Below are 11,329 nucleotides of genomic sequence, written 5' to 3'. Positions count from 1 at the left end.
AAATCCTACTCCCGCAACCATCGTTTCCGACACAGCCCTCGCAAAACGCGGAGGCTTTGTTGCATCCAGTCCTCCCAAACGCAAAATACCTGCAAGTTCCCCAATAAGTTCAATGGCATGGCCATTGCGCGCTGCCGTGTGCGGCACCATACGAACCTCTGAAATCAGCCCCCGCAGCGCTTCTGCCGCTTCTCGTTTGACGTCGGGCGCGTTCAGAGAGCGAGCGAGATCTTCAATCAGCTCGCGGTACCGGGTCGACAGGCTGGGATGCAGCCGCAGGGCAGGGGGCTCTGCCACTGGCGGCGACAGCGTCTTACCTTTCGTCCCCGAACTAGAAGCAATGGGATTTCCGGTGATGGTGCTGAACTATGGCTCCAACTCTTGGGAGGCGCTGGCCGAACAATTGGGGCGGGCCACCGGACGCGAGTCCGAGGCGGCAGAGGTCGCGGCGCAGTTCAATGATCGCGCTTCCAAAGCTGGGGCGGAAGTCATACATCCGGAAGGTGCGGTCAGTATCGTATCCTACAATTTTTTCGGCACCTACGGCGTCAGCAAACCCTATGCCGCGCAGGCTAGGGTACTGCGCGGCACATCTGTATGTGGGAGCGATTTGCATTAAGTTTCCATTGCACGTTGCTGAGCCTGATCTGCTCAAACTGATCCGAGTCGTGAGGCATGCCGGCCTCTTCACCGGTGATTTCCGGGGCGACGCGTTTGTAGGAAGTTACGATCGCGCACTTGTCGGCCAGAATTGACCCGGACTTGCGGAAGATCTCAAAGAGATCGCATGCCTCGGGAATCGAGCCTGCGACTAGCATGGTGTTCCCTCTGCCCGCGTTCAGGCGCGGCTTCATCTTCATATCTAGAATGATGTCGTTGGCAATCTGCTCCAGACGATCACGGCTCGAAAGCACACGTTGAAGCGTGCCCCATCGTTGTTTGAGCGCCGCAGCCGTTTTGAGGACTTTGAACGGGAAACGAGGGAGCACCTTGAGGCACAATCCCATGAAATGCTGGGGCAGGCTTACTTCAGCCAATTACAGGCCCTGCAGGAAAGTATATCGGATCGCAGGTACATGGACGCGGCAACCGCGGCGCGCAAGAGCCTGCCGCTCTTTCGCAAGTGGCTCGAGGATCCCAGAGGCAACGGCAAGAGGCTCAGCCTGAGCATGCCCGCGCTCACTCAAGGCGGCACCATGCTGGCCATTACCGGTGACCGGAAGGGACTGGCGATGCTGCATGATCTGGTATCGGAATTCGATCATCTCGAGGAATACCGCGCCGATGCCGAAAAGCATCTTGCCGCCATTCGCAAGGCCATCGCAGCGAAGCCTGGCATCTTGCAGAACAAGATGAAGCCGGAGGTGGTCGCCGAGGATGGGCAACGTCTTGCGACCGCTTTGCGCAGATAGCGCCCTTTGCAAAGTCTAGGGCATGAGGCCGCGTCGTGAAGCGCGACCGGCCCTCTACCGCCTATTCGAAATGCTGCACTGCTGTCCGTTGAAGGAGGAGTTCGCTGCACCTGCGCAAACAAAAGTTTCGGCGCAGTCGGCACAGCAGGGCTTCACAATACCTCCCTAATTTTACTGTGCCGAAACAATTTTCAAAAGAGGTACACACAGACATGAGATTCACCTAAAAGCTAGCTCAGCATTTCCCGGGCGATGATGGTTCGCTGGATTTCCGAGGATCCTTCGTAAATCCGGAAGATCCGCAAGTCGCGCAGGTAGCGTTCCAGCGGGAAGTCTCGGGTGTAGCCGTATCCTCCGTGGATCTGCAGCGCCCGGTCTGCGATGCGCCAGGCCGCCTCGCTGGCATACAGCTTGGCAAAGGCCGAGTCCGTGGAATACCGTTCTCCGGTTCCCCGCTTGCGGGCGGCTTGAAGCCCCAATGCCCGCGCCGCGGCCAGTTCGGTGGCACTGTCGGCCAGCATCCACTGCAGCCCCTGGAAGCTGCCGATCGGCCGTCCACCAACCTCGCGCTCCTTGGCATAGGACACAGCCGCACCCAGCGCTGCGCGCGCAATGCCGGTGGCCTGCGCGGCCACTTCGATGCGGCCGTTGTCCAGCACCTTCATCGCGGTGCGGAACCCGGTGCCCTCGTCGCCCAGCCGGTTTTCCGCGGGTACGCGGCAGTCAAACGAGATCGGGAACACATGGCCGCCGCGCAGGCCCATGGTTTCCTCGCGCTTGCCGATTTCCATACCATCAGTCTTGCCCGGTTCCACCACAAAGGCGCTGACTCCACGAGCACCGACTGCGCTGTCGGTCTTGGCATAGACCACGATGAAATCAGCCTCTCCCGCATTGGAGATGAAACATTTGGAGCCCTTCAGCCAGTAGCCGTCGCCGTCGCGGGTGGCGGTGCTGCGCATGTCCGCAGGATTGGAGCCAGCCATCGGTTCCGTGAGGGCGAAGGCCCCCAGCGCCTGGCCCGCTGCCGCTGCGGGCAGAATGCGCTGCTGCAGCGCCTCATCCGCACCCAGAAGCAGCGAATCCGTGGCTAGGAAATGCGCCGTCAGCATCGAGGCGGTAGAGCCGCAGGCCGCCGCGACAGCCTCCACCGCGCAATAGAGCGCAGGCCCGGATAGACCGATGCCGCCATGGGCTTCGGGCAGGTTCATCCCCATGATGCCCATCTCAGCCAGTGCCGGAAGATGCAAGGTTGTAAATTGGGACTTTGCATCGATCGCGGCAGCGGCAGGCGCCAGCACCTCGTTCGAAAACCGCTCGATCTGGCCGATGACGGCCTGTTCTTCGCTGTTCAGATCAATGCTCATCGGGGCTCTCCCTGTTTTGCCGCAGTTGTTGCAGAATGTCTTGAGTGTGGGCGCCCAGGGCGGGCGCTGACTGGCGTCCGCCCCGCGGCGCGCCGCTGAAATGCACGGGCTGCTCCGGCACCGTTACCGTTCCAAGAATGGGGTGCTCTACCACCGAGGCCAGCCCGCGCGCCTGCGCCTGCGTCGAGCCCCAGGCCTCGGACACCGAACAGAGGGTCGCGGTCGGAATGCGTGCCTCGGACAGAACCGCTACTGCGTTCTGCGCGCTGCGCGCTGCGGCCCAGCGTTCGATATGCTGCGCCAGCGCGGGTTCGTTCTGCCGCCGCAAGGCATCGCTAAGAAAACGCGGATCCTCCGCCAGCTCCGGCGTGCCGATGGCTTCTGCAAAGCGCGCAAACATCCGGTCATTCAGCACTGCGACGGTGAAACTGCCATCCGCAGCCGAATAGGTGCCGAAGGGTGCCGACAGCGCGTGTTTGCTGCCCGTCCGCTTTGGCGTTTCACCCGCCATCAGTGCCCGGCAGGCCGCCACCGGCATCATCGACACCAGCGAGTCATAAAGTGCCAAATCAACATGCTGCCCTCTGCCGCTGCGTTCCCGGTCAAACAGCGCCACCATCGCTCCGAAAGCCGCGAACATGCCGCCTGCAACGTCGGCAAAAGCATCTCCGGCCATCATCGGCGGGCCGTCCTCGGCGCCAGTCATATCCATAAGCCCGCTCATCGCCTGGATGATGACGTCATAGGCCGGCAGCATCCGGTTCGGGCCTGTCTGGCCGAACCCGGACACGGACACATAGACAAGCTGGGGACAGGCCACACACAGTGTGTCCGCACCCAGCCCGAACCGGTCCATCACGCCGGGGCGGAAGTTTTCGACCAGCACGTCGCACTCTTCTGCCAGCGCCCGTGCCGCCGCAGTCCCGTCCTCGGATTTCAAATCCAGAACGATGGATTTCTTGCCGCGGTTCACCGATTGGAACAGAAGGCTTTCGCCGTCCTTGAACGGGCCGATGTGGCGGTAATCATCGCCCGCGGGCGGCTCCACCTTGATCACCTCTGCGCCCAGATCGGCCATCAGCGCCGTGCAGTAGGGCCCGGCTAGAACCCGGGAAAAGTCCAGAACCCGGATTCCCTCCAGCGGCCTGCGGCCTGCCGTTTTGCCATCTTCGAACATGCGCCCCCCATCAATTGCTTGCTGAAGGATAGCGTCCGGTTTGCTATATTCGGAAATACTGGGTGTGTATGAAGGCTATACCAATATGAATATACCATTGAACTTTCGCCAGGTTGAAATCCTGCTGGCGGTCGCGGACACTGGCAGCACTGCCGCGGCGAGCCGCGCGCTGAACACGTCCCAGCCCTCGGTTTCGCTGGCTATCGCCCGCTGCGAGGAAGTGTTCGGACAGAAGCTCTTTATCCGCATCCCCGGGCGCGGGATGGAGATGACCCCGTACGGGCAGCACAAGCTTGCACAGCTGCGCGAACTGGAGAAACAGGCCCGCTGGGTGCTGAGCGGCGGCGAGGGCACGCCGGAGTTCCTGACTCTGGGGGTGTTTTCAACGCTCGGCCCGCGCTATGCGCCGCAGCTGGTGCACCGCTTTCTGGACGCCCGGCCCGACGCCGAAGTTCGCATCCTTGAAGGCGACCTGCAAACGCTATTCGACTGGCTCAGCGAAGGCCGGATCGACTTGGCGCTGCTGTACGATTTCGGAATTCCGTCCGATTTTGTCATCACACCTCTGATGGCCGCCGAGCCCTACGCCCTTCTGCCGAGGGGGCACAAGTTGGCACAGCAGCCCAGCGTTCGCGCCGAAGACCTTGCGCAGGAGCCGGTCATCCTGATGAACCTGCCCCACAGCCGCGGCTATTTCCTGTCTCTGTTGCAGAATGCAAGTGTTCCGGTGCGGGTGGCCCACGAAACCGGCTCGATCGAAATGTTGCGGTCAATGGTGGCCAACGGATTTGGCGTTGGCCTGCTGGCAACCGACCTGCCAGACGGCCCGTGCTATGATGGCAGTCCGGTGATCCGGGTGCCGCTCAACGGTCGCCCGCCGCAGCATCAGATCGCCCTTGCCCATCGCAGCGCGGCGCTCAAGCGACCAATCACCCAGGCTTTTACCGCCTTTGCCGAAGCCTGTTTCAGCCTGCCGCCCTGAGCGCCAGGTGGTGCCCGGCGCTAATCCGCGGCATCCTGAATTGCGTCTATTGTTCTGGCTCCAGCATGTCACGACAAGCCCAAACACAATATTGGTTCTGTAGATGTATGGCTGAGCATGAACCGAAAGTGGGACGGACAGTGTAAGTATTTTGCAGGCGCGAACGCATCCCATTGCCTATGCGGAGCCAAGCACCAAGCAAGCCCTACCAGGACGAGATGAGGACGATCGTCGCGAACAGCGGACTACACAGATAAGAACTTCTCTTTCCATGCTTAGGCGAAAGCGGCATGTTCGGCGACGTGCCCTCCCAAGTGTCCGGCATTCACTCTGCGCCTTCATCAGAATGCAAAAGAATAGCTCGCCTCGACACCGTAGCTTGAGTAATCGTTCGCCCCGAACCCGTCGCCGTATGCGCTGAATTGAAACCGGCCACCGTTTGTCAATACCCCACCGTAGCCTAGCTCCAGCCGCATTCGGCCACCTTCATAGGTGGGTTCGCGCAGGGCGGCAGCACCGGAGCCTGAGGTTTCTGACCAGATGCCCGAAACCCCTCCCGTCAGAACTCGCCCACCGGCCTGATGAGTCAGTTGCAGTTCGAAATCTGCGCCTAACTCCACGTTGGTCAACCGAATTCCTTGAACCGGGATCATGTTGCCAAGGTGGTCAATATAAGCGCGCTGATCATCGCGAGTATGAGTGGCCGTCAGGAAGGGAAATACGGTCCAGTCGCCACTGATGACCTCTCCGGTGACACCGATTTGCGCCAGCCAGCGTTCGGTTTTGAACTGATCGCGATAGGTTCCCAATGGTGCGATTTCGTTTTGCGATTGCCCATAGAGAATTTGCGCGCTGAATATCACCGGCTGATCGGGCAGGCGATAAACCGCATAAGGACCGACCAGCCAGCCATAGCCCTCTACCTCGGCAGGCCCTTCGGTGGATTTCGCATAGTCCATTTGCAGCATTGCGCCCAACAGCAAATTTGGCTGCACTTCAATGTGTCGACCAACCGCTGCCAGCGCATAGCCGCTGTCTTGGCCGGCGCTCTCACTAAAGGCAGCGCGCAAACTGGCCCATGCTCCGCCTCGTGGAGAGACCGCCATATCCATATTGAACTGCCCCCGGGTGACAGAAGCGTTCAATTGGTTGTCGGAGCTGCGCCCCAGCAGAAAATCTGCGACGCGCGGCTGGTTGCTGATCAGATTGTTGGCACGGGCCTGCATGAAGCCGGCAATCAACTGACTGGTCTGTTCGATAATCCGGTTCACTGCAGTCATCTGGTTCGACGCTGCATTTGGAATACCATTGTTGTCATGGGTTACGCCCGCAGGAAGAGAAACCGAGAGATCACCCCGACCGCTGGCCAGCAATAGTGCCTGATAACGAGCACCACTTCCGCTGAGCGACTGAACTTCGCCGCCGGAGATCACCAGATCGCTCGCGGTCAAACCGCTCACCGCCCGCGAAAACTGAATGTCGATCTGGTGCTGACCGGGACCACTATAGCTATCGGTCAGCCCGGTAAGTGTCACGCTTACATCAGTGCGAAGGGTGATCCTGATCTGATCGCTGTGGGTTTCGGTGCCGTCATTCACGGTGAGAGTAAAATCCAGCACCAGATCCGGGTCACCAAGAGAAAGAGTGGGTGTCGTAAAACTTGGCTGTTCCGACGTCGCATCACTCAGGGTGATGCCTGCAGGCGCTGTCCAAAGATAGGTTAGGCCGTCGCCATCTGGGTCCGATGAGCCAGATCCATTCAGAGTGATGAGCACACCGCCACCAGCCACCTGATCCGCTCCGGCATCCGCCAAGGGCGCGGTATTGATAAAGCCGGTCGCGGTGAGGGAGACCGCCACATTGGTGTTGCCTCTGCTGTCCTGTGCGACCCCGGCTGGGAGAGTAATCGAGACCGAGCCGCGTGCCAGCGGGGCAACATCAAACTGGTAGGAACTGGGTGAGTGTTTCACAAAAGCGCTGAGTGCAAGGTTCTGCAGCTGCAAATCGGTCTCATCAAAGCCCGTGACATCACCGCTGAAGTCGACAGTAATCGTCTCGGAGCCGGTGATATTGGACGGCAACCCCGCGAGCGTGGCGGCAACCTGAGCCATCACCGTGACGTCGACGATGTCTTGGTGTGTCTCGGTGCCATCATCGACCGTCAACGTAAACGACAGCACCTGATCAGGGTCACCCGGCGCTGGGGTGGGTGTCGTAAAACTTGGCTGTTCCGCCGTCACATCACTAAGGACTATGCCTGCAGGGGGTGTCCAGAGATAGGTCAGGCTGTCGCCATCTGCATCGGATGAACCAGACCCATCCAGAGTGATGAGCACACCGCCACCAACCGCTTGATCCGCTCCGGCATCTGCCAAGGGCGCGGTATTGGTAAAGCCGGTCGCGGTGAGGGAGGCCGCCACATTGGCGTTGCCTCTGCTATCCTGTGCGACCCCGGCAGGGAGAGTGATCGAGACCGAACCACGCGCAATCGGAGCAACATCAAATTGATATGAGCTTGGCGAAGTTGATGCAAAGTTACTGATAGAAAGGTTCTGCAGCTGCAGATCGGTCTCATCAAAGCCGGTGACATCACTGCTGAAGTCGACAGTAATCGTCTCGGGGCCGGTGATATCGGACGGCAACCCCGCGAGTGTCGCGGCGACCTGAGCCATCACCGTGACGTCGACGGTGTCCTGGTGCGTGTCAGTGCCATCATCAACCGTCAACGTAAACGACAGCAGCTGATCGGAACCACCTGGCGCGGGAGAAGGCGCGGTAAAATTGGGCTGTACTGCCGTCGCATCACTCAGAGTGATGCCTGTGGGGGCGCTCCACAGATAGGCGAGCGCATCTCCATTCGGGTCGGAACTGGCGCTGCCATCCAGCGTGATTTGCGCACCACTTTGTACCACTTGATCCGGCCCCGCATTGGCCACCGGGGTAGTGTTATAGACCGTGCTCACCGGGGCCGCAGCGACAGAGAAAACACCGGGCACCCCTGCGGCCGCCACATGTTGTGCCGCATCTGCCGGGACGGAAACCGTGATTGAAGCGCTGCCGTCCGGTGTGATCCGGGCGGTATAATTCGCACCGCTCCCCGAGAGGGACGAGAGCGTACCGCCACTGATCTGAATGTCCGATCCGGTGAAGCCTTCGACGGTTTTGGAAAACGTAATGGTTGCCTCAAACTCACCACCCACCGATGCGGGCACACCGGTGATCTCCGGTCGCGGCTCATCCACATCCGCATACCCCAAATCGAGCCGAGTCTCGGCGCTGAAGTTACCGGCAACGTCCCGGAACATCCCTGCGGGGAAGGTCACATAAACCGGTCCATCACGTTGCGGGACAATCGTATATCGCATCTGGTTGCCGGGAAGGATACTCGTACCCGTAAGGGTGACCGTCCCCGGAAGTGTGGCCGAGTATCCGAGCACAAATATCGTCCCGGGTGAGTATTCGAGGACTGCACTATAGCCGACATAGGGGGCGGTGCTGGCGCCCGCGTCCACCAGCGTGATGGTGGGCGCAGTGGTGTCCACAAAACCAGAGAGCGTGTTGGAGGCCGTGTTTGCTACGCTGCGGTAATTGGACACCGCACCTGCTGGCAGAGTCAGCGATATGGCCCCGTCCCCATCCGGCGTCGCGGTCAAAGTGTAGGTCTGCGTCTGGCCATATGCGGGCGTCGGCGACCCTGCAGACAGGTTTGAGAGCGTCAGGTTGGTTGCGTCAAAATCCGACAATTGCAACGCATCTGATGTATCCACGCCCGCATTGAATTCCACTGTCACGGTCTGCGTGCCTACCACGTTGCCGCCAAATCCGGACAGAGACGGGGTCATGGTGGCAGGAACATCCACCACTTCGATGGTCATGCTCTGGGTGTCGCAGGTCGTGTAGACGCAGGTTTCCAGCGTTGCGGTATAGGTGCCATAGCTCGTGTATGTGTGTATAGGGTTCTGTGCCGTGCTGGTACCTCCGTCGCCAAAGTCCCAGTTCCAAGTCTTCAACGCCGGTGGAGTAGATGAGGATTGGTCTGTGAAGAAGACTGTATGCGGCACCGAAATTCCGAATCCAGGGTTAGCAGTGAAATCCGCTGTAATGCTGCTGATCCCTTCAGCCGTGCCGGACAGTGTATTTGAGGCAAGGTTTGGGAACGGTACACTGTCGGTCGCCACGCCTGCAGGTACAAGGACCGTTACTGCGCCCGGCGTATCGGGTGAGACTGTGAACGTATAGGTGGCACCCGACCCGGCGAAGCTGGAAATGGTGGCGTTTGTCACCTGGATGTCCGATGCATCAAAACCGCTGACCGTCTCGCTAAAGGTTGCGGTGACGGTTTGAGGATTAATAAAGGTGCTGCTCAGACCCGAAAGGGTAACGGTCGGAACAGGATCAGTGAGCACGACATCTCGCTTCACCACAGTATCGGTCACCCCGTACAGCCCGTGGTCAAAATCATACCGACCTATGCCAGGTACATCTGCTGTGAACCGGACGAACATTTGATCATCAGACGCGACAGTGCCATCCGCGCCGTCTTGGACAAGCCCCGTCACATTCGTGAAACCGCAGTTCGCCTCCAACCACGCGACCGTGATCGGCGGACGGAGCACAATAGCGCCGTCGTTGTGGGAAAAAAAACTTCCTCCAGCGGCCAAAGTGTTGAAGCCTTCATAGAAGAGAATGCTGGCACCTCGGGGATCTTGTTGCACCCTAGCAAAGCACTGTCCGCCCGGCATGGTCGGATAAGCCTTTACTCGTGCGTCCAGTGCGAGCGCTGACTGAGTGAACCCGTGCAGTGAAATCACGGCCAGCGCGCTGCAAACGGCAACTTTGGTCACAGATCTGCGGGTGAGACTCTCAAGCCTGCCCCACACCGCCGCTGCAATTTTCATCAGTGTCACCATTCCCAACCTCCCGCCCGGCCACTTTGCCCTGCGCTGCCGCTGCGCAAGCATGCCAAAACATGCCGCTGCCGGTGAGAGCGCCATCAGGAGGGAACCGGTTATTATCTGTCTTTTGGGCCGCCCGTGTTAGACATGCGCGGCTTTAGGCAAATCATATCCAGTTTTGGTGGGTCGCGTAGGGAGCGTGTTTGTCGAGATAGCGGCTTTTTTTGTCGAATTTCAGCCTGTACTCATGAAAGGTGTCCCGGCTCTTGCACGAGGTGCGTGGTTCGCTTAGCCTATTCTTATCCTTTGTTTCTATTACCCTTTATCGCCAAATGTCTCTTGATTCATCTTCTTCTGACGCTTCTCAACCGGTTAAAATCTGTTTATCGGGCGTAGAGACAGTGACGGTAAAAACCGACGCGGTGGACATTGAGTTTCAGCGAGCAAAAGCGGCTCCGGATACCGGCATTGGCTGGACTAAGACGCGGTTTCGCTCCAACGGCCCGGATACGGTCGAAGTCACAAACAAACGGCCTACAGATTTTGTATTTACCCAAGTCCCTTTGGGCGGCAGCTTCGCCGCTGAGTTGACCTGCGGAGCGCTCTACGAAAGTGACACGGTGGGGCTGATCCGCCCGCGTGATACGGGAGCTCTTTTTCGGTTGCATCGGCGTGAGGTCGACATCTTTGGTGTAAATGCACCATTGAAAATGGTTGAGAACTGGTTTGCGGGCAAAGTCCCCAAGGCAGTTCAGAGGATTTTGGACGGGATGGGGGGACCGTCCCTTGTCACACAGGCCCCACTCCCCAGCCACCTCAGAATTTCGCTCGAGCAGGCATTGCACAGCCGTCTGCCACTTCGCACTCAGTTGATCGAAGCCGCCGCCCTGCAAATCCTCTGTTATCAACTGGAGACTCTATCCACCGACACCCCTCCCGCAATTGCGCCGCATGAGGTTCAGGCTGCACGAGAAGCCCATGCAATGCTGGAACTCGAGGCAATGACACCGCCCGGATTGGGAGAGCTGGCATCTCGGCTGGGTCTAACAGCCAACCGTTTGGCGTTGTCCTACCGTGAAGTGTTCGGCTGTACCTTGGCGCAGAGCGCCGAACAGATCCGACTGCACGCCGCATGCGACGCGATACTTGGCGGTGCCCCAATAAAACGAGTAGCGAGCCAACTTGGCTATGCAAGTGTCAGCAGTTTCACCTACGCATTCCGCAGGAAGATGGGCATGCCGCCTCGCAAATGGCTCGACACGCAAGCGCGTAGGGTTAACCGGCTAAGGTCCGATTTTTAACATCTGATGGTATCCACCAGTGACCAGAGAGACACAACTCAGGCTTCAGAAAGGTTAACGTGCCGCTTCCCTAGCTCTGGTGATGGGATCAGTCGCGATGCATGCGCGCCTACCCACCATGTCCACATTCTCGAGACGAACGGCGAAAGCTCCCGTCTGCGCGAAAGCCGCAAATCCAAAACAAAAAACTGATCA

At 59.2% G+C, this 11,329-nt stretch carries 8 protein-coding genes and 1 pseudogene; 4 read left to right on the top strand and 5 right to left on the bottom strand.

What is annotated here, in order from left to right; all coding sequences use genetic code 11:
- A pseudogene (locus UB90_RS23015) lies at positions 1–297 on the bottom strand (recombinase family protein); the annotation flags it as partial.
- Between the two features lie 43 nt (positions 298–340).
- Here UB90_RS23015 and UB90_RS21775 point away from each other — a divergent pair.
- Entirely contained in the window at positions 341–619 is a 279-nt protein-coding gene (locus tag UB90_RS21775; RefSeq protein WP_065327192.1) for a hypothetical protein, read from the top strand.
- On the opposite strand, the gene UB90_RS23195 is transcribed toward UB90_RS21775, so the two are convergent.
- Positions 573–1,037, bottom strand: coding sequence for a hypothetical protein (locus tag UB90_RS23195; RefSeq protein WP_065326545.1), 465 nt, complete (start codon positions 1,035–1,037; stop codon positions 573–575). The genes UB90_RS21775 and UB90_RS23195 overlap by 47 nt on opposite strands.
- A 39-nt stretch (positions 1,038–1,076) precedes the next feature.
- On the opposite strand from UB90_RS23195, the gene UB90_RS23190 reads away from it, so the two are divergent.
- On the top strand, positions 1,077–1,412 hold the full coding sequence (locus UB90_RS23190; protein ID WP_065326546.1) for a hypothetical protein: 336 nt from the start codon (positions 1,077–1,079) through the stop codon (positions 1,410–1,412).
- Between the two features lie 230 nt (positions 1,413–1,642).
- Here UB90_RS23190 and UB90_RS21760 read toward each other — a convergent pair whose 3' ends face one another.
- Positions 1,643–2,779 carry an acyl-CoA dehydrogenase family protein gene (locus UB90_RS21760; protein WP_065326547.1) on the bottom strand — a complete coding sequence of 379 codons (1,137 nt, stop codon included), beginning with the start codon at positions 2,777–2,779 and terminating at the stop codon, positions 1,643–1,645.
- A complete protein-coding gene (locus UB90_RS21755; RefSeq protein ID WP_065326548.1) occupies positions 2,769–3,956 on the bottom strand; it encodes a CaiB/BaiF CoA transferase family protein in 1,188 nt (395 codons plus the stop codon). The genes UB90_RS21760 and UB90_RS21755 overlap by 11 nt, the downstream gene beginning before the upstream one ends.
- A gap of 64 nt (positions 3,957–4,020) precedes the next feature.
- Between UB90_RS21755 and UB90_RS21750 the strand changes: the two genes are divergently transcribed.
- A complete protein-coding gene (locus UB90_RS21750) occupies positions 4,021–4,938 on the top strand; it encodes a LysR family transcriptional regulator (RefSeq protein ID WP_227513964.1) in 918 nt (305 codons plus the stop codon).
- 341 nt (positions 4,939–5,279) lie between these two features.
- On the opposite strand, the gene UB90_RS21745 is transcribed toward UB90_RS21750, so the two are convergent.
- Positions 5,280–9,848, bottom strand: coding sequence for an Ig-like domain-containing protein (locus tag UB90_RS21745; protein ID WP_065326549.1), 4,569 nt, complete (start codon positions 9,846–9,848; stop codon positions 5,280–5,282).
- 260 nt (positions 9,849–10,108) lie between these two features.
- On the opposite strand from UB90_RS21745, the gene UB90_RS21740 reads away from it, so the two are divergent.
- Entirely contained in the window at positions 10,109–11,134 is a 1,026-nt protein-coding gene (locus UB90_RS21740) for a helix-turn-helix domain-containing protein (protein WP_235859313.1), read from the top strand.
- The last annotated feature ends 195 nt before the right edge of the window (positions 11,135–11,329 follow it).

Origin of the sequence: Tritonibacter mobilis, from assembly GCF_001681715.1 — a bacterium.
Lineage (GTDB): Bacteria > Pseudomonadota > Alphaproteobacteria > Rhodobacterales > Rhodobacteraceae > Epibacterium > Epibacterium mobile.
Note: the sequence above shows the minus strand (reverse complement) of the source record. Positions and strands in the feature narration are given on the sequence as shown.